This is a genomic window from Haladaptatus cibarius D43, from assembly GCF_000710615.1.
Classification (GTDB): domain Archaea; phylum Halobacteriota; class Halobacteria; order Halobacteriales; family Haladaptataceae; genus Haladaptatus; species Haladaptatus cibarius.
Map to the genome: position 1 here is coordinate 25735 of NZ_JDTH01000012.1, position 21063 is coordinate 46797.

16 protein-coding genes and 3 pseudogenes are annotated in these 21063 nt (G+C 55.3%); 11 read left to right on the forward strand and 8 right to left on the reverse strand.

Features of this window, described 5'->3' with window-relative positions; all coding sequences use genetic code 11:
- Positions 1 to 243: 243 nt before the first annotated feature.
- Positions 244 to 1227, reverse strand: a complete 984-nt coding sequence (locus HL45_RS19060; RefSeq protein ID WP_084157177.1) for a hypothetical protein — start codon at positions 1225 to 1227, stop codon at positions 244 to 246.
- Between the two features lie 284 nt (positions 1228 to 1511).
- Between HL45_RS19060 and HL45_RS19065 the strand changes: the two genes are divergently transcribed.
- The gene (locus tag HL45_RS19065; protein WP_049972802.1) at positions 1512 to 3023 is read left to right on the forward strand and encodes an amidase; all 1512 of its coding nucleotides are present in this window, start codon (positions 1512 to 1514) and stop codon (positions 3021 to 3023) included.
- A gap of 72 nt (positions 3024 to 3095) precedes the next feature.
- On the opposite strand, the gene HL45_RS19070 is transcribed toward HL45_RS19065, so the two are convergent.
- Entirely contained in the window at positions 3096 to 3944 is an 849-nt protein-coding gene (locus HL45_RS19070) for a DUF429 domain-containing protein (RefSeq protein WP_158413733.1), read from the reverse strand.
- 77 nt (positions 3945 to 4021) lie between these two features.
- Positions 4022 to 4948, reverse strand: a complete 927-nt coding sequence (locus tag HL45_RS19075) for a hypothetical protein (RefSeq protein WP_144240152.1) — start codon at positions 4946 to 4948, stop codon at positions 4022 to 4024.
- Positions 4949 to 5301: 353 nt separating this feature from the next.
- Between HL45_RS19075 and HL45_RS19080 the strand changes: the two genes are divergently transcribed.
- Both HL45_RS19080 and HL45_RS19085 read left to right on the forward strand, forming a co-directional pair.
- Positions 5302 to 5856, forward strand: coding sequence for a hypothetical protein (locus tag HL45_RS19080; protein ID WP_049972805.1), 555 nt, complete (start codon positions 5302 to 5304; stop codon positions 5854 to 5856).
- 465 nt (positions 5857 to 6321) lie between these two features.
- A pseudogene (locus tag HL45_RS19085) lies at positions 6322 to 6876 on the forward strand (SIMPL domain-containing protein); the annotation flags it as partial.
- A 108-nt stretch (positions 6877 to 6984) separates the two neighbouring features.
- On the opposite strand, the pseudogene HL45_RS19090 reads toward HL45_RS19085, so the two are convergent.
- Positions 6985 to 8160: pseudogene (locus HL45_RS19090) on the reverse strand (restriction endonuclease); the annotation flags it as partial.
- 75 nt (positions 8161 to 8235) lie between these two features.
- Here HL45_RS19090 and HL45_RS21500 point away from each other — a divergent pair.
- From HL45_RS21500 to HL45_RS19100, 3 genes are all read left to right on the forward strand, one after another.
- Positions 8236 to 8502 carry a hypothetical protein gene (locus tag HL45_RS21500; RefSeq protein ID WP_049972808.1) on the forward strand — a complete coding sequence of 89 codons (267 nt, stop codon included), beginning with the start codon at positions 8236 to 8238 and terminating at the stop codon, positions 8500 to 8502.
- A gap of 158 nt (positions 8503 to 8660) precedes the next feature.
- Positions 8661 to 8870 carry an SWIM zinc finger family protein gene (locus HL45_RS20975; RefSeq protein WP_158413734.1) on the forward strand — a complete coding sequence of 70 codons (210 nt, stop codon included), beginning with the start codon at positions 8661 to 8663 and terminating at the stop codon, positions 8868 to 8870.
- A 205-nt stretch (positions 8871 to 9075) separates the two neighbouring features.
- Positions 9076 to 10248: an MFS transporter gene (locus HL45_RS19100; RefSeq protein WP_049972809.1), complete on the forward strand. Its 1173-nt coding sequence runs from the start codon at positions 9076 to 9078 to the stop codon at positions 10246 to 10248.
- Here the strand turns inward: HL45_RS19100 and HL45_RS20640 are convergent.
- From HL45_RS20640 to HL45_RS19110, 3 genes and pseudogenes are all read right to left on the reverse strand, one after another.
- Complete coding sequence (locus HL45_RS20640) at positions 10226 to 11095, reverse strand: winged helix-turn-helix domain-containing protein (RefSeq protein WP_144240153.1); 870 nt, start codon at positions 11093 to 11095, stop codon at positions 10226 to 10228. The two genes, HL45_RS19100 and HL45_RS20640, sit on opposite strands and share 23 nt — an antisense overlap.
- Before the next feature lie 730 nt (positions 11096 to 11825).
- Positions 11826 to 12182 carry a MarR family transcriptional regulator gene (locus tag HL45_RS19105; RefSeq protein WP_049972810.1) on the reverse strand — a complete coding sequence of 119 codons (357 nt, stop codon included), beginning with the start codon at positions 12180 to 12182 and terminating at the stop codon, positions 11826 to 11828.
- 210 nt (positions 12183 to 12392) lie between these two features.
- Positions 12393 to 13127, reverse strand: a pseudogene (locus HL45_RS19110) (ATP-binding protein); the annotation flags it as partial.
- Positions 13128 to 13426: 299 nt separating this feature from the next.
- Here HL45_RS19110 and HL45_RS19115 point away from each other — a divergent pair.
- From HL45_RS19115 to HL45_RS19130, 5 genes are all read left to right on the forward strand, one after another.
- The gene (locus HL45_RS19115) at positions 13427 to 16546 is read left to right on the forward strand and encodes a type 2 lanthipeptide synthetase LanM family protein (RefSeq protein ID WP_049972812.1); all 3120 of its coding nucleotides are present in this window, start codon (positions 13427 to 13429) and stop codon (positions 16544 to 16546) included.
- A 110-nt stretch (positions 16547 to 16656) separates the two neighbouring features.
- A complete protein-coding gene (locus tag HL45_RS20980) occupies positions 16657 to 16830 on the forward strand; it encodes a hypothetical protein (RefSeq protein ID WP_158413735.1) in 174 nt (57 codons plus the stop codon).
- Between the two features lie 201 nt (positions 16831 to 17031).
- Entirely contained in the window at positions 17032 to 17961 is a 930-nt protein-coding gene (locus tag HL45_RS19120; protein WP_049972813.1) for a SagB/ThcOx family dehydrogenase, read from the forward strand.
- Positions 17951 to 19078, forward strand: a complete 1128-nt coding sequence (locus tag HL45_RS19125; RefSeq protein WP_049972814.1) for a TOMM precursor leader peptide-binding protein — start codon at positions 17951 to 17953, stop codon at positions 19076 to 19078. The genes HL45_RS19120 and HL45_RS19125 overlap by 11 nt, the downstream gene beginning before the upstream one ends.
- Complete coding sequence (locus tag HL45_RS19130; protein ID WP_049972815.1) at positions 19079 to 20374, forward strand: YcaO-like family protein; 1296 nt, start codon at positions 19079 to 19081, stop codon at positions 20372 to 20374.
- A 75-nt stretch (positions 20375 to 20449) separates the two neighbouring features.
- Here the strand turns inward: HL45_RS19130 and HL45_RS19135 are convergent, their stop codons facing one another.
- Positions 20450 to 21061: a CPBP family intramembrane glutamic endopeptidase gene (locus tag HL45_RS19135; protein ID WP_049972816.1), complete on the reverse strand. Its 612-nt coding sequence runs from the start codon at positions 21059 to 21061 to the stop codon at positions 20450 to 20452.
- Between the last annotated feature and the right edge of the window lie 2 nt (positions 21062 to 21063).

Below are 21063 nucleotides of genomic sequence, written 5' to 3' on the forward strand. Positions count from 1 at the left end.
CCAAACGGGGATTCACGTTTTGTCCACATATCGCACAGCGATTCGAGTAGAGATTGCGAAGGTTCTGTTTCGTCTCGGAAGAAAATCTCCCTGAATAGCTACTCACTGCCCAGTTTTCAGCCATATAACACCAATTCTGGCACAGTTGTTTAATCACTAGTATTCTTCAATCGACATCTGATAAGTTGCAATCAGCAACTCGCCCCGCTGCGTATTTGCTAGACCCTGATGTTGAGGTTGGAGTCAGTCTTCAAGCTCAGTCGTCGTTGCCGGTTCTGCTTGCAGATCACTGAATGAGACATAACGGTGTCCCTGTACGAATGCCACCGTACGATCCGACTCACTCGCTGTTTTATCATTGCGCACTGACTGTGACAGTTCCAAATCGTCTGCGAGAAATAGTACTTGTTGGCGCTCACCGTATCGCTCCCAATCCGGATCCAGAACCTGTCGTAATTGCTCACGCTGTTCGTCGGTCAACTCATTTGCATCCTCGATACCCTCTTCGGTGAGGAGTACGTCATCGACACGACCGATAACGCGCGGCACTGCCGTTTTGACCTCTCCGTCAGTGTAGAACGCCAAGTGTTCGACCGGCTTGAACGACCGTCCTGGCTGGCAGTAATATAAGCCATGAGCTTGATACTCCGGCCACGCACGACGCGCTGCCACGACGAGCACACGGTCTTCCTTCCCGCTCACGAGATCCTCATCGTACACAAAGCGCGCTAATTCACGGAGCAGAAAGGCCTCACGCTCTGTGGGAACTGCAGTCGTCTCTTCCGTGCTTGCGATATCTCTCGCCATGATTCCCTCCACAACGTCCACGAGATCATCGAAGTTCGCCCAAACCAGTCGTTCGTCATCCAGTGCAGCGACAGCGCGTGGCGTCTCACCATCTGGCGTGAGAACGACGAGGCGTTGGAGTTCAGCACCATCTTCGTCAAGCGCAAGGAGATGGTTTTCGAGTTGTTCCTTACGGACGGCATCCCGTGCGGTTTTGGTTTCAAACCAGATCGCACTCGAGGATCGGATTGCGGCATCAGGCACGGACTTGACACCAGTAACTTGGTTCTCGAAGCTAAGTAACGAGAGGTCTGACTCGTCGGTGAGTGCTTCGAGAATATCGGTGGTCAGCGAACTATTCACGTGTTGAAGGACGCTGATCAGCGTTGAGGTAACGCGGTTTTCGCCCTGCGTGTATGTCGAAAAGAGTGGGTTGGTCATCGATTAGGTTGGGTGGGTCGTGGTGGAGTTTGATTCGGCGTTGTGACAATAGGACATCCGTGTGTAATTGTTCTTCAGCTACTGTTACTCTTTGTTATCCAGATGTAATCTTCGGTCGATGACACGACTTTAGATACTCACCCTGTGAAATACAGATCCAGCTAGTTGGAAATTCAAATATTGAAAATATCAAATAATGTGCTAGTCTCACGGGTTGTTTGGGGTGTCAACGGAGATTCTCATCGGAGTTTGTTTGGTACTGGGTTGGTAACAGTGCACAAAGAATGCCCAAAACTGACACCAAGTCCTTCGACGTCATCGAAGCAACCATCGACGAAATCCATGCGGCTATCGAAGCCAAGGAAGTCACTGCCGAATCGCTCATCGACAATTACCTGGCGCGAATAGACGAATACGACGGCGATTTACACTCGATCCTAACGGTAAACCCCAACGCTCGCCAGCGGGCCAAACAGCTCGATTCTCAATTCGATACTGACGGCTTTGTCGGCCCACTTCATGGTGTGCCGATCATCGTCAAAGACAATCAGGATACTCACGACATGCCAACCACGGCAGGATCACAGGCCCTAGCAGAGTCAGTGCCATCGCAGGATGCATTCATCGTCGAACGCCTCCGTAACGCGGGTGGCATACTTCTCGCAAAAGCAAATTTACAGGAATTTTCGTACGGCGTCGATACGATCAGTTCACTCGGTGGAGAGACGCGAAACGCGTATGCCCTCGATCGACGCCCATCCGGTTCAAGTGGCGGCACCGCTGCGGCAATCGCAGCCAATTTAGGGGTAGTTGGGACGGGATCGGACACGTGTTCGTCCGTTCGATCGCCCCCCGCGTTCAACAATCTGGTCGGGTTTCGACCAACGAGGGGGCTAGTCAGCCGAACCGGTATCATTCCCCTGAGTGAAACCCAAGATACGGCGGGACCGATTACTCGAACTGTTACAGACGCCGCACGGATGCTTGATGTCCTGAGTGGCTACGACCCAGCGGATCCCATTACGGCACGAAGCGTGGCGAACATTCCCGATGACGGCTACGTCTCCCATCTTGACGAACACGGACTTGACGGGGCACGAATCGGTGTTGTCCAAGAATTTTTCGGGTTACAAAACGAGGAAAGTGCTCCCGAATCAGCGGCCACGAAAGTAACCTCCGTCATTGAGACTGCAATTGATGAGATGGAAGCGGCGGGAGCCACGATTATCGATTCTGTCGAGATAATCGATCAGGAATTTCTGGCATCTGCTCGCGTCATCCCCTACGAATTCAAGCGTGATTTCGACCACTACTTGGCGGAATTGGAAAATGAACTCCCGTATTGCACGCTCACAGAAATCATTGAGACGGGCCAAGTTGCCGAAGCAATAGCGTCTCGAATTGCGACCAGTGACCTTCTCGATGTTGACGTAGAGACGCTTGATGAGAACCGTGAGTACCTCCAGCGACTCGAAAGACGGAAGCAAATCAAAACAGACACCGTACAACGATTAGTGGATCAGAACCTCGACGCACTGTTGTATCCCCCATCGACGATTCCACCGGTCAAACGTCCCAATAACCAGCCGTTTGACGAACTACCCTGCGAGTTGGCTGCACATACAGGGTTGCCTTCGATAGTTGTGCAAGCCGGTTTCACGGATGATGGACTCCCGGTTGGAGTCGAACTCTTGGGACGAGCGTTTGCCGAACCGCGACTCTTTGAACTCGCCTATTCGTACGAACAAGCAACGAAACACCGACAACCACCAGATGATTTCGGAGAAATTGCCTAATTTCTTCTTGAGGTCTATAGACAACGTTGGTAAGGATCTCATCTCGATGCTAGTATTAAGCGCGTTTTTGGCTTACAAGGCTCGAGGGTACAGGATTTCGGGCGATATCCCGAGTTTTTCGTCCTCTCCTGGATCATCCTCTTCGGGCAGTGCGGGATACTCATTCGACTCACTTCTACGGCCTAGTTCGATTCTCTTCGCGGTCAGCGCGAGTACCGCTGCGTCGAGAACGTCGTCCAGTCGCCCTTTCGAAATCCGTTCGTGCCACTCCACTCTATCCTTTCGCTGGTCAACGACCGCTTCGACCTCTTTATGAAGATCCGAATCAGTGCGTAGCACTTCAAGCCGCTCTTCACGCCCCGCTACTGTATCCTTCGCATACTCGATATCATGGACAAAGCGTCGGAAGCAAATCTCTGGATGGCTCTCGTACATCTTTGTGAGTGCGTCTTCGTACTCTTGGAGGAAGACGTCGACCTCACGAATTCGAGGGAAAAGCCACCAACTCTGGCTTCCCAGCGAACCACCGTTCATTTCCCGTGCATCACCATACTGCTCGGTTTCGACGATTGCTTTCCGAGGAATCGAAAAGACGGTGTTTCCCTGGCTTTTCAGTCGTTCACTCGCCTCCTCATCGCACGCTCGAACACCATCTTCGGGAAGTCCAATCGGGATGTCGACGAGTATCGATCGGACATCGTCATCTTGTCCGTGTTCGTGCCAGACGTTGAGTATCGACGGTTCGGTGGTAACGAGCGTCTCGTTGCCTGTTTTGACGACGGCCCAACAGCCACCAGCCCAGTCTACTCCAAGATATGATACCATACGAAAGGAAAAATATAGAGCGCGCTTTAATGTACGGGGTTTGATAGAGCCGCCGGATTCTGAACGCCAGACCTCTTCAAGCGAGGACGACATCATCCTCAAAACGGGGAGTAGAACGGTGTTTGAGCGGATGACTGTATAGTTACAATTTCCAGATCGGGGTAGACGTAATATCATCTTCGATATATGTGTGTAAAGTATCTGTCAGATTCATACTGAACGAGCGGTACGAAGTCGCGTTCACCCATCGAAAGTTGATCGAGAAGAGCAGTGTACGCCTCCGAATACGGTTTACACTCGTTGTATCCATCTTCGATTGCTTGGATGACGATTTCTCGCTGCTGGCGCGTGAGGCCATCGAGAACGACACTCTCTCCTCTGTGGATGTGCTCGACGAATTCGTCGTACGACTCGGCGACGAGGGTGGCGGTCACGGCGGCACGTGTGACCTTGACGGGTCGCTCATTGTCGAATGTCAATCGCAAAAGTGTGTCTTCCCATTCGACGTACTCGGTGTCAGTGTTCGGGACGAACTGGGACTCCTGTCGCAACTCGTCGGATACATACGCGAAGACGACTGAAAACGAGGTGAAGTGTGGAGCGTGGATTTTCACCTTGTTCTCCAACGCGCTGTGAATCGACTTGCGGTCTTGGGCGGGGAGCTCTGTAAAGTGATGGACTATCTCGTCGTCCGAGAGGGTCGATTCGTCGACTCCTATTTTCACGGAGTATTCGTATCCGGGTGTCTCTATCCGGTCGTGTACGGTGTACTCAACTTGGTAGTAGTCTTCTCCTTGCTCCGTGACGACGTACTCCGTCCGTGGGTGCGGAACGTAGTATCCCAGCGTGGTCGCTTCGTTAGTCTCGAGCGCATCTCTCACGGCAATCCGACTAGCGTACGACAGACTATCGACGGGTGTGGTGAACTCATTCAGCAAGTAGGAGTCTTTTGCTCTGTCCAGAGAGAAGGTGGTGCGTTCCGAACACGACGATGCTGTATTGGAAATCGACGACAGACACCCCGAAAGGGTTGCAACGCCCGAACATCCCACTGCTTGGAGTGCTCGTCGCCGACTACATTCGAGAGGAGGGCGGGTCATACGCGGTTGTTCGTTTCATACGAAATAAATACTGTGGAAAGAGACATATCTAAATAAACAATGGGGAAACGAAGGCCCTCGCCGATCGCGCTGGTTCGGGGAGACGTTCGCCTTGGTGTGCGTCAATGCAGACTACTCGCTCGGTGCTGGTGTCGTCGGGAGCGGCTAGATTACGTTCGCCGTTCCAGATGGAACGTCGCTACGTGACGATTCGCTGGACGGATTTCCGACGTGGGGAACTGTAGAAGAAGCAACGAAGTGGAGTTCGGTCGGTAACTTCTTCGCTTCTTTCTCGCCAAAACAAGTTAACAGTGGTGAACGATTTATGTGGCTCCGCACATCTTATTAGCTCGATGTATAGAACATCAAACACGGGCAAGAACATCGGGCTGATAATCGCAGTGTTCGGCGTTGTCGGTATCGGAATCGGTCTCACCGGATTCATCAGCGTCGGCTGGATGCAGGGGACGTTCACGAACCCGGAGCAGGGCGAGATAGCGAACTCCTTCGGACAACTGTTCGTCGGTCTCATCCTCCTGCAGAGCATCATCCTCGCGTTCTTCACCGGTCCAACGATTGCAACGGTCACGGGCCTAATTAGTGGCCTCTCGACAGCTGACGGCAAGCAGGCCGCCGTCGTCAACGGAGTCGGGTCATTCGTCGGCTTCTACGTGATGGTCGTCGTCGCAGTCGTCGTCATGTCGCTGGCTTACGACGGCGGAAGTAGCTCGGGTGGATCCTCCGAGAGCCTTTTCGACCTCGGGAACACGCTCACGACAGCGTTGAAAGTCGGTATCCCAACTGGGGCAGTGGGTGTGATTGCTGGGTATCTCGGGACATACTTCCGGACTGGGGTCGTCTCGGGTGGGCAACGAGCAGGTGTGAGTACGGCGCAATCGGACGACTGAGATCAAGTGATGATGATTTTATGCTCGAATTTCTCTAGCTTGCTCTGCCAAGATAGGTAAGAACTACGCAGTGCCATAGGACTTGATGCTGTCTTGTCGGTTCTACAGCAACCTTAATTAACGGTAGGGATGTGCTGTTGGGTGACTACTCGTTGGGAAACCCCCAGATAACGACGCGGGGACTCAACTTCCCCACTCATATCTGCGACGGTCTCGGTGACTTGCGTTCGTTTGACTACTGTACAACCGTGGCGCTCGGAGACCGATCTACATGACAAGTGCCGACAGAGCAACGATGGACCGAACCAATTTCAAGAGCTGTTCTACCACAGCCACGACAACAGATTTCACAATTGAAGTGAATATTCGAGTATGACCGAGCAGACGATTACGACCACCGCCGTTGGTCGGACGAGTGCCCCACCCGACGAAGTCGACCTCTAGTTTGAAGCCCGCGCGGTCAATCCGGACGTTACGACCGCTCGTCGCGAAGTAGCAGACCAAGCGCTGGTGCTTCGGGAGGAACTCGATGCGGTGGGGATTCCCGACGAGCGAATCCGAACGAGTCGGTTTCGAATCCGACAGCGGCCACCAGACCATGGGAGACATTCAGAGTCCGATCCCGAGAGCCAACCGTACCAAGCAACCGAAATCATCAGTGTCGTTCTCTTGAACCTGGATCGCCTCGGAGATGTGCTCTCGGTTGCGGTTGACGATGCTGGCGTCGAGATCAACGAGGTTGCGTTTACGTTCCAAACAGAAACTCAACGAAACCTCCGGCAGATGGCCATTACGGATGCAGTCAACACAGCGCGACAGAACGCTACTGCTGCAGCCACCGCTGAGAATCTGACCGTCGGGAGTGTGCAGTCAATCGTGACTGACCCTGACTCTCGCCCTCGCCGATTGCGGGCGGGGCAGGTATTGGCGATGGATACAGCAGAGCCAGGAAGCGTCACAAGTGGCCCAATCGACGTTTCGGTTAGTGTCGAAGTAGAATATCACCTCGAAGAAGCCTGAAATGTGACTCTCTCGTTGTATTCTTTTTCTACTATTTGCGGAACTGGTTCGACGAACACGAGAGACCAATTCTAGTCAGTGACCGAAAAGCAATGCATTCCTCACGCTTCAGAGAGCGCCAACCGACGTAAGAACTAGCAACACCACTAGCACAACCGAGACTACCGTGCCAGCGACGAGTGGTTTGTTCTCCATCGCCTTTTGTTGGATTGGCATCGCGGCGTACTCCTCATTGAATGACTCCATGTTCTCCTCGTCGTAGAAGTACTTCGTCTTGAATGCGAACCGTTCGGTCACTGCACAGCCCGTACAAATTGGCGTCCCTTCGACTCGCTCGGTCTTGGTGTGACTACCGCAGCTGATGCTGCCACAGTTCGCACAGTAGGTGAACGTCGATGCGTTCTCATCGCCACATTGCACACATTGATGAATGCCGTCTTCGATCGTGACGCGTGATGGCCCAGCGGCGTAATACTCGTAAGGGTACGAATACTGCTGTAATTCCGTCCGCTGGCGAATTTTCGGAAGATACATCGGCGTAATGGACTGCATTGAAATATCCGATTGTTTCGGCTCACAGGTCTTCTCGTAGTCGACGTTGTTATCGCCAGTGTAGTGTACCGTCGTCGTGTGCCGGGCCCGTATCCGGTCGACGGCCCAATCTTTGTACTCGGTCTCGGTTTGGCCGAATCGCTTCACATCGAGGTCGTCGAACTCGTCGCGGAACGAGTCTTCATCGAGGTTTACGCTCCGGCGCAAGTTGGTTGCAATGAGCTGGCCGACGTCGTCATCGAGAACCGTTGGGCGAGACTGGTCGGCGTGAACGACTATCTTGTCTGTCTCGTTGATGCGGTGGATGACGCCGACAGTCGTTTCGAAGACAGCATTCGTTTTGGCAGTGATTACAGCGGTTGGTTCGAACGTCACATGAGCCGTGGAGTTCGGAATGTCTGTCGGTTCGATGTTTTCGATGTCACGAAACGCCTCTCTTACAGGGGCTTCAACGGTGCCTGTCGGATCGAACGGTCGTAGTGTCTCGTTGCATAGAATCTCGATGCAGCCATTATAGAGGTCAAGTCCCACCTCGTCGGCGATGTCCCGCAATCGTTTCCCGTCGATGAGTTCGATTGGGTACGGGTCATTGTTGTTATTGAGACGCGTTGCATACTCTTGTGCTGGCTCGGTGAATCGCCCGGTCGTAACGACCATCCCTCGTTTGGGACCGTCGTAGTCGAAGGTCGCAATTGCAGAGTGGAGTTTTTGAACGACGGGTCGGCCGACGGTGACCTCAAATGGCACGACCACGATGCGCACGTAGGCGTCGTCGGCCATCTCCTTCGACTATCGCGTGCCCTTGTCGTGCCGCTCTTAGCGGCACGCGTTGTTGGCCTCAGCGACATATTCGCCGGGCGTGATGTCCATCTCGGACGTCTCTCAGACCTCTCGATCAACCGACACCATCTTGAAACCCATCGTCCGAAAATCACTGTCGAAGGCGAACAAATGCTCTATCTCGTGCTCTCGAGCAAGCACTGCGCTCGTCTGATCGACCAACGAAATCTGCTGGTCATCGAAACGCTCGAACTCCTAAATAGACTAAAAGACCATGTCAACGAAATCCCCTAGTGAACTTGAAGCTGACGAGACGGCACAGAAACGCGCACAGTGAGACCAGTTTTCCTTCGACGTTGATGTCCCAGGCCTCATCGAAGTGACCAACGAGAGCCACGAGAATCCGGTAGACAACCAGTCACCGTCTCCATCGACGACGTGCTGGCAAACTGATGGCATGCACGTGCCCACATCACGTCCACCGCAACGCCTTCTGTAAACACATGGCCGCCGTCGAAAACGCAATTAACGACGGGACACTCGACGCCTTCCCCTCGGAGGATGAAAACGGTGCCGAACCAGATGACTGCGACTGCGACGGCCTCGGTGACTTCCGGTGCTGGCCATGCGTGCGAACGGGACGGAAGGAACTGCCGAATTAACCACCGCTTCAGCTCTTTTTCTCCATGACACGCCAAGTGACGGTCTCGGATATCACCGACCAGCGAACGCTCACAGAAAGCACAGATGTAGCGGTCAAACGTTATTAGTCGCCAGTAGGAGAGTGAACTACCGAGATATAGTCGGAATTCCAACTAAAACGCGCTTTCGAGAGATGCCAAGTACCATGCACGGCCAGCCCTTATTATGCCCACTACCCGGCGAACAATTCTCCTCTACTACCTTTACCAGGCAACTCTCTCAAATGGTTTTTACCTTCCTGTCGGTATCATCTTTCTCCAACAACAACGTGGATTCGGTCTCGGTATAATTGGCTTGACACAGGGAGCATTTGGACTCGCACTTGTCTTCGCTGAAATCCCCACTGGTTATCTTGGTGATCGACTCGGCCGTCGGTCAACTCTCGCACTTTCAAGCGTTATCACCACTCTCGTCATGGCCTTGTATACCGTTATTACCACACCAACTGCCTATGTTCTTCTGTATATATTATGGGCAATTGGATGGAGTCTTGAGTCTGGTACTGGATCGGCGTGGCTCTATGAGATTCTCTCTGAACGTCTTGACTCCGACGAGTTTGCGCGAGTTCGTGGCCGTGGCAGTACCGTCTCACTCCTTGTTTCAGCCATTAGTGCCGTCATTGCTGGCGTCTTGGTTACCGTAGCGTGGCCGCTGCCGTTCGTTGCAGCCGCAACTCTCTCCGCTGCTGGTCTGCCTGTCCTTGTGGCTCTTCCTACAGCGACTGTCGACACACGTCGTCTAACGCTTGTCGATGGTCTTCGGACACTTTCAACCACTGTTACTGACCCTGGTCTCCGGTGGTTCATTGTCTACTCTGCCATTTTCTATGCACTCTTTGACGTCCTCCGCGCCTTCGAACAGCCTGCTGTGACAGGTGTGGGTGTTCCGGTTGCCGCACTTGGCGTCCTCTATGCAGGTCTCAAACTGGTTTCTGCGTGTTCGGCTGCAGCGACCGGCTGGTTTGCCAACCGATTTGGTGTAAGCAACTCGTTCCGTCTTCTCATCCCTGTTGTTGGCATCGCATTTCTTCTGGTTGGAATTTTACCCGTCGTTGTTATTCCGGTTGTTTTCCTCATCCGAGCGATACAGAGTATCGTCCAGCCGCTGCGGGCACAATACGTGAACGACCGAGCAGACGATGTGGGACGAGCGACAGTCTTATCTGGCGTTTCGATGGCTCTATCTCTCGCTGGTGGTGGGGCGAATCTCGTTGCCGGTCAGTTTGCCGAACGTGTCGGTCTCATTGTATTCCTTGCAGTTGCTGGCTGTCTGTCAGTAGGTGCTGCCGGACTGCTCTGGATACGTACGACACCGGTCAGGAACGAATTCGTTCGATAATCTCTGCAGAGGTATCTACTCGAACCAGAAGAGTTTCTCCACCTAGTTCGATACGAACCGAGAGAGTTAGCGGCTCCTCACTCGAAACAACGACTGAACGATCTGTTGCCGCAAATGGAATCGTCCACACCGGCTGATTAAGGACATCGAGCCCTCGATCGTGACAGAACGAAATGACGCCCTCATCGTACAGAATCAGTTCCCCGGCTGAGAGGAAAAATTGGTCTCCACAGGATGGACACGAACTGTATATGCTTACTACTTCCCGGTTATCTGTGTTGAATGGAATATGTGGCGGTCGGAGGACGTCGATATCTGTTCGATCTCCACACGTCCTACAGCTGCGGTTTGTGAATGCAAATTGCATTTGACGACAATATCGTTCGAACTGCGTGACCGGATCTGTCCCTGTAGGGTCAAGGGCTGGTGGAATACCCATAATCTCGTAAAGATGGTTACAGTCACTACACTGGATTCGAGCGACGCTATTTTCAAATATTGCCTCCATTGGTTGACCACAGTAATAACAGGCTGTGTCAAGCGTGTATTTGCAGTCTACATCAGGTCGATCAAGGGTTCCAGATCGGAGTGCATGATAGACGATGCGTCCCTCCACTCGCATCTGATACCCCTCATCGACCCTCTCAACGAAGATTCCTTGAAGACGCTGTAGGTGATAATTGAAGTGGCTGCTTGGTATGTCAACAGCCGTCCGGGTCATCAGCTCGGTAAATGTGAGTATCGGTTTTGTTCCCTTCTCTACCCTCGCATCGCCTAGTGCTTTAATTATCTTCGCCCGTATCTCATCACTGATGAGTGCGAAGGGATTCAATTCACTTGACTCCATATACGCATCTGAGGACGCTGACCTTTCAGTATTCCTATCCGGATTGTTTGAGACAGCATCAGTATGTGACTGGGATGCCGATTCACGCCTTCTATATTTGCGAGCAGTGGGAGATAGTCCGACTTGTCTGACTCGGAAGAAAATAATGAACACCCTGTGAGCGTGAGTACCGTGCCGACAGCCCTGGTTCTAAGAACGGTTCTCCGGCGATAGCTCTGTTCCATACAAAGTAGTCCTCAGAGAAACGATAAAAGTGATTGAACCGATGACAGTCGGTGGTTTGGTGGGACACAGGTTTCGCGCGTGGCCGAGGGCGGCGACCTGTGGGATTACACTTCTGCTTATGGGTTTCCAGGCAGAAGGAGAAACCAGTGAACGCCAGAGTCAGCGCTCAACTGTAATTCCGATATACTGACCGAGTTCAGTCGCGACACGCTCGGTGAGTGCCGTCTCAAGAGTGCCCTGGTGACGATCGAAATCTGCGAACTTAATCGTTGTACAGTACCAAGGAGAAACATAACTTTGCTGTGGCGTCCCGCCCGCTGCCCAGTCAGTACGAGTAATTTGAATTCCTTCTGTATGCGGTGTCGTTGTGAGGCCAACCGCAACACATTCATCAGTCCCGGATGGATGTGAATCGTCACTGAGAACGGGCCATGGGCGATAGATATCCCCCATCTTTGAACAGTGCAGGCCCCCACCACACTTCACCGCGAACTGCGGATGGTATTTAGGTGTCCTCTGACTCGGAGTCGTCGGTTGGGTTCCACTCGGTGGGATCTTCGGCTCCAAAGCGATCTGTCATTGCTCGGGCGGTCGAGCGCGTCGATGTGTAGGTTGCGAGTGCCTCATCATCACCGAGTGCCCAATAATGGCCCCGGTGACGAACGAGATTACGCTCTTCTAATCGACCGAGGACGGCGCTGATGCTGTTTCGAAGGACGCCGGTTTCCTCGGCGATTTCTGCAGGGGTAAACGCTTGGTCGGGATGGGCCGCGAGAAACGACAGGACTTGTTCAGCATTCGTCCCGCGGTGCTTGAGGTCGTTCTCAGAGGCAGCTTCAAATGTATCGATATCAATGGGCATATGTATCTAGTTGTACTCTGCAAACATAAGTGTACGTACTGTACGTAGTGTACGAGTGGATTGAATCGCTACTTCGGATTACTGATTCCGATAGAGAATCAACAGGTGTTGGTGACACAGGTCGCCGCCCTCGGCCACGCAGATTCGTCCACTCACCGATTCGTGCCTTCCACTTCCGGGGCTTTGCACCAATTGGCTTCCCGCCAGACGTTAGCCGTTCTCGAACACCGCAGACAACGATTCGACGTCGAATAGCGACCACTGATTCCCAAGCTGGTCGGCAAGTCCCTCTTCGAAGCCCGCTCTCGAAAACAACGCGAACTCTTCGATCAGTTCACCAACCTTCCACCGCACGTCGCTCGCTTTCTCTCGGAGGTCGTCAGCCAGACTCATTCCGACTGGCGTGGTCGTCCACTTACATTCGGCGAACAGTGCCGACGGCGTCCGGTCGTCGAGCGCGACGAGGTCGATTTCCTCTCCGCCGTACCACCACCGACCGATTGCGCCGTACGAGCCGTTCAACTGGTCTGTCCGAGCCAGTTTCCAGAGTGCTTCCCGACACACGTCCTCGAACGTCGTCGCAACGAATCGGTCGAGTTCCGGCAGGATGCGGTCTTCGAGAACGAGGTTCGGCGCTTGTTCGATGCTCGAGCGATTCGGCTCGACGAACCGAAACCAGAAACGCAGAAATTCGTCACCGATACGGTAGAGCGGTCGTTTTGACTTCTTCTGATGTGCCGTTACCGGCACCTCCCGGTCGACCAGTCGGAGACGCCGCAGTCGCTGGAGATAGCCCGAAAGTGGCTCCGACCTGATGTCGGTCTGGCCCGCGATTTCGTTCGGAGTCGTGTGACCGTTCGCAATCGCTTCGAGGATGCTCATGTATCGAGAGGGATTCCGCAGTTCCGTCCGCAGGAGGAACTCCGGTTCGTCGTAGAGAATCGACTCAAACCCTACGCAGCAGTGCAATTCCACAGGTCGCACCATCTACGGGTCCGAGTTCTTCCCGCTCTATCGGGAAAAGTGCCGACTCTCCTGCTAAAAACGCATCAATAGCGACCGTCGAATCCGTTATCGAAACTTGCCGAGCCATCTTTTCTCTGTGTTCATCGTGACCAAGAGAACGACTCTCGACGCTTCCCCGCAGTTCGATTTCAGTTCCCCGGATAGAGTTATGTTTCAATTTTAAATCATATATGATTTCAAAGGGGTTTATGATGAGTGGGTGGAAATAGCCGGTATCGATGAGTTCGGCGTTCGGCAACGAAGAGAAAAGAGTTATTGCTGGGCGTGCGCGGACGCTCCACGAACGACTGTCCGGACCGGCCAATGAATCCGGTGAAACCGCCCCGCTCGAACCGGAAGAGTTGCTCTCGGTCTGGGAGGGAAAACTGGGCGGCAAAGAGCAGTTCCGTCAACGGTTCGTCGACGCCGAGTACTCCGCATCGCAGTGTGCGACAGCGGCAGCGGCCACACGCTGGCCCGAGGATGAACCGCTCCCAGAGTGGATAGAAACCCTGGACGGACTGGTAGCCGACGTTCGGGAAACCTCGCCCGAGGCGCGGCGGCGGGCGGTCGAGGCGTACCCCGCTCACCCGTTTACCCACCTGTTCGCGGTCGTCGTCGAAATCGCCAAAGAACACCTCGTTACCGACCTCAACGTAGAGAACGTCGATAGCGCCGCTATCGACACCATGGCAGAGTGGCTCCACGAGCGCTTTTCGAGCCGTTTCACGCGAATTTTCTACGTTGAGTTCAAGGCGTTTGTGGCCTCTCAGGATAAGGAGTTGGCCGCGGCGAATCCTGACGCATTCGAAGAGCCTCCGACCGATTACTATGAGACATTCGTCGGGAGTCTGCTGGACGGCGACCTCACGGATATGTGCCTCAACTACCCAGTCTTCGCGCGCCTGCTGACGAGGCAGGTACGGCGCTGGCGTGAAATCATCCGTGAAGTGGCTGAACGAGTTCGAACAGACCGGGAGGCGCTGTCGAAGTCGTTCGGCGGTGACACCCTCGGCAAAGTCGCCGACCTCCGACCGCTCGCAGACGATACCCACCAAGACGGTCGCGCAGTGGTTCAAGTTACCTTTGAGGGCGGAACTCGAATCGTCTACAAACCCCGGAGCGTTCGAACCGGGCAGGTGTTCTACTCGATACTGGAGCGGCTCAACGACGACTTCTCGGTGCCCGCATTCGAGTGTCCCTCGTTCATCTCTCGGGACACCTACGGCTGGATGGAGTGGATTGAGTACGAGGAGTGTCCCGACGAGTCAGCGGTTGAGCGATACTACGAGCGGGCGGGCGCGCTGATTGCGACGGCGTACGCTTTCGAGTTCACCGATTGCCACTTCGAAAATGTAGTCGTCCACGGGTCACAGCCGGTGTTGGTTGACGGCGAAACGTTCATGCACCCACACGTCGGTTCGAAACGCGGCGAGTTCGCAGACCACGTGGAGTCGTTCCTCTCCGATTCGGTCTTACTGACTTCGATGGTTCCGTGGAGCATCGAAACGGACGACGACGAGCGGCGACCAGATTTGTCCGTGATGTCAGGCGTTGGGAATGGCTCCGATTCGGTTCGCATTTCGGTGTACAGAGGGCCGCGAGTCGAAGCAACCAACACCGACGTGATGTCGATTTCGATGGAGCATCCCGTCATCGACAGACGCGAGAACACGCCGCGCGTGGACGGTACCGAACAGCCGCCAGACGAGTACACGGACGCCATCGTCCGTGGTTTCACGGACGCGTACGGGACGCTCCAATCGCTCCACGAGGACGGACGGTTACTAGACGAAGTGGTGGACGTCGAAGAGATTCGAAACGTCGAGAACCGTTTAGTCTACCGAGCGACCCAACAGTACATGCGAGTTGTCGAGTCGCTCTGTTCCCGAGACTGTCTCCGCGACGGCGCGCGCTACTCTGTTGAAATCGACCAGTTGGCCGGGTCGTTCTTCGGCGACGATGGCTATCCCGAACGAGAGTTCCCGGTGTACGAGGCCGAGCGCACGGCTCTCGAACGACTGGACCCGCCTCGTCTGACGTGTACGCTCGACGGCGACGACCTGACGTTCGACGGCAGTTCTCTCGGTATTACGGCGAGCGAGTCGGGATTCGAGCGCGCGAAGCGACGGTTGGATTCTCTCTGCGAATCGGACAGACGCGAACAGATGCATATACTGGAAGCGTGCTTCGGGCAACACGCGCTCTCGGAACGAGGGACAGTGGCCGAATCGGCCGCCGATACGACACCTTCGACCGAGCAGACGCTTCTGGAACTGTCGGCCGACGTGTTCGACCACGTGGTCGATGCGGCAGCCGACTCCGAAGAGGGCGGGTACTCATGGCTGTGGGTCGAATCGAAGCAGAACGAGCCGTCGGGCCAACTTCGGTTACCCGACACGTCATTGGACACCGGTCGTCCGGGCATCGCAATCGCGGCGGCCGGGCTGTATGCGCAAACCGGGGAAAGTCGATTCAAAACCACCGCCGAGAAGACGATAGCGCCGCTCGCGAACCTCGTCTCGGATGATGAAATTCCGGTTGAACGAGGCGGGGCGCAGGGCGTCGGTGGGCTGCTGTACGGGTTTTCCGTACTGGCGGAGTTACTGGACGACGAAAAGATGCGAGTCTGCGCCAGACGAATCGCGGACGCTATTGGAGCAGAGTCTCCGAACGGAGACGGTTCGAACTGCATCGCAGACGGTGTAGCCGGGACGCTCTTGGCGTTGGTCGCGGGTTACGAACGGCTCGGCGACGACCAGATGTACGAGGCAGCGGTCGCGCGCGGGGACTACCTTCTTGAGCAGTATCGCGGGACGTCTTCCGGTCGTGCGTGGACGTCAGAGCAGTCCGAGCCAGCCACCGAATTCGCGTATGCACTCTCTCGGCTGAGCGCGGTGACGGGCGAGCGACGATTTGTAGAAACCGCCAACGAGATTGTGACTGCTGCGAACGATACCACGGACGACCGCTTGTCGGGTTCCGAATTCCGTCGCTGGTTCCCTGCGGAGACAACGTTTGAGCGGCCGTCCGGCGCGTCCGAGTGGAGGCTGACGGCTAGCGAGGGGAGTGACATAGAAGAGACGTTGCACGCGAACGATGCCCTCCGTGGTGGGAACTTCGGCCGCGTCACGCTCCTGCTCGAATCTGCTCGGTATGGAAACGAAGCGTTCGAGGACGCCCGCACGTCGGCGACTGCGTGCGCTAGCCGCGCCGCAGAAACTGGGGAGTTCGCACTTCCAGGTCACTCGCCAGAACTCGTCAATCCGACGCTCTTCGACGGCCTCGCTGGCGTTTCGTACGGGCTACTCAGAGCGTCGAATCCCACAGAGATTCCGTGCGTCCTGCGCCTTGAGTGATTTAAAACAACCGACATAGTTTTTAACGATAATATTATAGACAAGTCTACATTAACACGTATTAGTATAAGTAAATTATTTATATCATAATAACTTATCTTCATGTAGCCATGTCAGTGGTTCAAGCAAACAAGAACATGAGCCCCGAGATGGAGAGTTTCAAAGACAACCTCGACGCCGAGTTCACGGTCGAAGCCGGTAAAGAGGCCGCCGAAGAGATGGTGTTCCACCTCACGACACCTACGACGGTCACGACGGTCACGACCACGACAGTGTTCCTCTAACGACGAACGAGACGACTCGGGCGGCAGAGTCGCTACCGCGACGAAACAGTCGCGTTTTTTGACGACGAAACTGATCCGCGACGAACACAACACTCGGCCGTTGAGTCCTATCACCATCATTGAGGTCATTTGAGTAAAATATCTTCTAGACTGTTCTAAAGTCGGAAGATTCTTATAGTGTATCTTTTATCTGTTATTATTATGAAAGTGTCAGTTGAACAATTACGACAGTTCAGGAGTCAACACTACGACCCGACAAGACAATCGCCGTCGGACACCTATCTGGACAAATACTCCCAGAAAGAGTTCAGCGACGACAACATTGCCGAGCTGTTTCACGAGAACACGAAGTACACAGAAGTCGAGGATTTTCGGCTCGGCCCGTCGGCGGGGTTGTTCACGCGTGAGACGAGCTTCCAGTTCATGCAGGCGAAGCTCGCGCCCGACTACCGCGGAAAGGAGAAAATAGAACTCCCCGCACCGGAGGAGGTTGACGAACGCATCGACGCGGTCGTCGCCAGCCGCCGCAGCAACCGCGAACACACCGGCGAAGGCATTTCGCTTCAGCAGCTCTCGACACTGCTGCAACACAGTTGCGGGAAGACCGGTGAGAAAGCAGTCGGCGAACCGGAAGAGGGCGACCCCGTGACGAAGAAGTTCCGCGCGTATGCGTCCGGTGGCGGGCTGTACCCTGTCGAGATTTACCTTACAATCCCGAATCCCGGTCCGAACCTCGACGCCGGACTCTACTACTACGCATCCGAGTCCCACGCGCTTCGCGTACTCGAACGCGATGAAGACATCGGTGACCGTCTCGCGGAGACGTACGGAATCTCCGCGGACATCTACGACCCACTCGATTCGGCAGTGACGTTCACGCTAACGGGCACCATGTGGCGGTCGATGGCGAAGTACGGTCCTCGAGGCTACCGGTTCATCCTTCAGGAGTCCGGCCACCTCGCACAAAACATGCTCCTATTCGCCGAGGCGATGGGTCTCGGTGCAGTACCACTCGCGGGTTACTACGACAAGAAAATGAACGACTTCCTAAACGTCAACGGCGTCGACGAGGCTAGCTTGTACACTGTATCTATCGGTCAGGTTGACGGAGGTGAGAACGATGACGAATGAGAACCAAGGCGCTACTTCGAAGGAACTCGAACCAGAAACCAAGGAACTCATCGAGGAGTTCACCGACGAACTGGCCTACCCTGTGTTCAACCCCGCGCTCGTCCCCACGCAGGTGGACGCGAACACCATCCACATTCGTTCCGGACCCTGGAGCGGTCCAATCGTCACTATCGAGGACACCGAACACGACGACACGATAATGCGACTCGTAGACCTCATCGACGGAGAAACCCACGTCAAGGAGATTCTCCACACCTTCCCCGACGACCAGACCGACGAGGTCGCGCAGGCGCTCGACAACCTCCAAGAGAAGAATATCATCTACGACCGACCGGAACACGAGGGCGACGAGGTGTATCCGCACCTGGCGCTGCAGTCCCGCTTCCGACGAACTGATCGGGAACGACTCGAATCCAAGCAGGTTCTCATCGTCACGCTCGGCAAAATGGGTTCGATGGTGGCCGAAGACCTCTTGTCAATGGGCGTGGCAGAAGTTGCGCTCTACCGACCGAAAAGCGACCCCGACGACCCGGACATCGCCGAGGAAGACGGCGTGACGCTGGTAGACGACCTCGACCTCAGAAGCGCAATCGAGGCCGCGGACTTCGTCGTCTACACCGCCGACCGGAGGTACGCGGAAATCGTCGCCGACATCAACGAGATAGCCCACGAGACGACGACGCCGTGGGTTTCGGCGCACGTGCTCGGCTTCGATGGTATCGTCGGACCTGCCGTGTTCCCCGGCGAGACTGCCTGCTATCGGTGTTTCGAGAAACGTATGCTGTCGAACATCTCGAACGTGGAAGGCTACGCCAGCTACCAAAACGCTGTCTCGAAGAGGGAAGACCTCGCGGCGGTCGGTCTACCGTCCCTCTCGCGGGCCATCGCGGGCTATCTGGCGCTCGATTTGCTTCACCTCATCTCGTACGGTGTGGGGTACACCGCCGGGCGGATTATCAAGTTCGACTCGATGGATCTCTCTGTCGAAATCAACGACGTACTCAAACTTCCGCGCTGTGAGGTCTGTGGCAAGACGACCGGCGACGACGATGCCCGACTCGTCAGTCTCGACGACCTGGTCGAGGCCGACCGAATCGGGTCGATGGGGGACGACTAGATGCAACCTCGAGCGCCGGTCGAAACGGCCATCGAACCGCAGTTCATGCGGTTGCTCGGTAATCGGACGGGCATCGTCAACGGTGTGCACACGCTCCAGATGGAGCGGGAAGCGCCCGACGCCTCCCTCAGCAAACCGACGACCTGTGATTTCGCGGAGTTGGCCGACCTCGGAGGCGAGGTCAGCCTCGGACTCGGCGGCAAAGGGAAGAATTTGGAAGAAACGCTGATGAGCAGCATCGGGGAGACTGTTGAACGCTACTGCCTGTGCTGGCCCGAAGGTGTCGAGGAAATCACCGAAGCAACCTACGAGGAGATGCAGGAGCGCGAGACTGTCGTCGAGTACGAGCATCTCGACATCTTCTCCGAGGCGGTGCGCGAGGAACAACTCGCCCCCTTCGAGTACGACACACCAATCTACTGGACGAGCGGCACGAACATGCACACCGGCGAAGAGGTGCACATTCCCGCAGAACACGTCTGGATGAGCATGGGGCCGATGGCCGACCGCCCGACGCGATTCATGGGAACGTCGAACGGCTGTGCGGCCGGTGGCTCGCTCGAGTCGGCGATTCTCGGGTCGATATACGAACTCGTCGAGCGAGACGCCTTCATGCAGATGTGGGCGAGACAGGATCGACCGAATAAGATAGACCTCGACGCGTATCCACGAGTCAAGGAGTTCCGCGACGAACACATCGACAACGAACACCTTGACGTGACGCTCGTGGACTTCGGTTCGTCGTTCGATATTCCGGCGGTGGGTGCAATCACCGTCAACCAGCGCGACGAGACGCCAAACTTCATGCTCGGTGGGGGAGCGGCGGTTGACCTAGAAACCGCCATGATAGACGCACTCGTGGAAACCATCCAAGGCTGGCCCTACGCCACAGAGATGGTCATACAGCACGACGGCGACGAAATCGTCCGGTCGGACATGAACGACAATTTCGACGTGAACGTCCTCTACTACGCGCGTCCGGAGAACTTCGATGACGTCTCTCACCTCTTGGAAGGCGACACGGTAGACATCGAGTCGAAGTACGACTTCCCGGCTGACGTCGGCGACTGGTTCGTCGGTGAGAAACTCGACTACTGTCTCGACCAGCTCGAAGCGGCCGATTGCACGCCGGTCGCATTCGACCTCGGGACGCGCGACGTGGAGGAACTCGGCTTCAGGGTGACGCGCGTGTTCATCCCCGAACTCGTAATGCTGTCGCCGCCGTCTCTTCTCCCGGCGAACCATCCGCAGTTAGACGACGTCGAAGTCACCGACAAGCCGCACCCGTACCCGTAGTACGACCGCTCCAATACTTTTTATCGGTTTCTGGACGAAGGTCGTAACCAGTCTCGCCGCTCCGTTCTCGGCGACTCACCGTTTGTTTCCGAAACCGCCGACGGCCCAGTAGATGTACGCGAGATTGTAGCCGACGTGGGCCAGCATCGGCGATAGCAACGACCCGGTAGCGACGTACAGGAGACAGTAGACGACGCCGTTGGCGGTTTTGAGCGCGACTTCTCGTTTTCCTTCGCGGTGGTGAACGATACCGAACAGCACCGACGACGACGCGACGTATGCGATAGCACCGTACTCGGCGAGCACGACGGTCGGGATACCGCGGAATACCACTTCTTCAGCCGGTGCGATAGCCAGAACCGGAACCATCCAGCGGAGTCGCTGGCGACCCTTGGTAGCGCGGCGGCCGGTTTGGTACGCCACTATCGCCACGTCAAACTGGTACATACCGACACCCACTACCAGAAAGAGGAGGTAGTACGGGCGGAACGTGAACGGAAGTTCGAGCGGGAACGAATACAGGACTGCGACTGTGAATGCAGCGACGAAGGGGACGTACAGCCAGCTATTGTGCCTTTCCTGGAACTTGTAGCCGAAAACCCGTCCGCCAACTGCCGAGAGGACAAAGTAATACGTGCCGGACAACACCGGAAATACAACGACCAGCAGACCCCACAGCAAATTCATCT

Coding starts and splice junctions, on each gene's coding strand:
- HL45_RS19120 (WP_049972813.1), top strand. CDS start 17,032: ATGAAAGTGTCAGTTGAACAATTACGACAGTTCAGGAGTCAACACTAC.
- HL45_RS19115 (WP_049972812.1), top strand. CDS start 13,427: ATGAGTTCGGCGTTCGGCAACGAAGAGAAAAGAGTTATTGCTGGGCGT.
- HL45_RS19060 (WP_084157177.1), bottom strand. CDS start 1,227: ATGACCAACCCACTCTTTTCGACATACACGCAGGGCGAAAACCGCGTT.
- HL45_RS19070 (WP_158413733.1), bottom strand. CDS start 3,944: ATGATGTCGTCCTCGCTTGAAGAGGTCTGGCGTTCAGAATCCGGCGGC.
- HL45_RS19130 (WP_049972815.1), top strand. CDS start 19,079: ATGCAACCTCGAGCGCCGGTCGAAACGGCCATCGAACCGCAGTTCATG.
- HL45_RS20975 (WP_158413734.1), top strand. CDS start 8,661: ATGGCATGCACGTGCCCACATCACGTCCACCGCAACGCCTTCTGTAAA.
- HL45_RS19105 (WP_049972810.1), bottom strand. CDS start 12,182: ATGCCCATTGATATCGATACATTTGAAGCTGCCTCTGAGAACGACCTC.
- HL45_RS19135 (WP_049972816.1), bottom strand. CDS start 21,061: ATGAATTTGCTGTGGGGTCTGCTGGTCGTTGTATTTCCGGTGTTGTCC.
- HL45_RS20980 (WP_158413735.1), top strand. CDS start 16,657: ATGTCAGTGGTTCAAGCAAACAAGAACATGAGCCCCGAGATGGAGAGT.
- HL45_RS19125 (WP_049972814.1), top strand. CDS start 17,951: ATGACGAATGAGAACCAAGGCGCTACTTCGAAGGAACTCGAACCAGAA.
- HL45_RS19075 (WP_144240152.1), bottom strand. CDS start 4,948: ATGACCCGCCCTCCTCTCGAATGTAGTCGGCGACGAGCACTCCAAGCA.
- HL45_RS19080 (WP_049972805.1), top strand. CDS start 5,302: ATGTATAGAACATCAAACACGGGCAAGAACATCGGGCTGATAATCGCA.
- HL45_RS19065 (WP_049972802.1), top strand. CDS start 1,512: ATGCCCAAAACTGACACCAAGTCCTTCGACGTCATCGAAGCAACCATC.
- HL45_RS20640 (WP_144240153.1), bottom strand. CDS start 11,095: ATGGAGTCAAGTGAATTGAATCCCTTCGCACTCATCAGTGATGAGATA.
- HL45_RS19100 (WP_049972809.1), top strand. CDS start 9,076: ATGCCCACTACCCGGCGAACAATTCTCCTCTACTACCTTTACCAGGCA.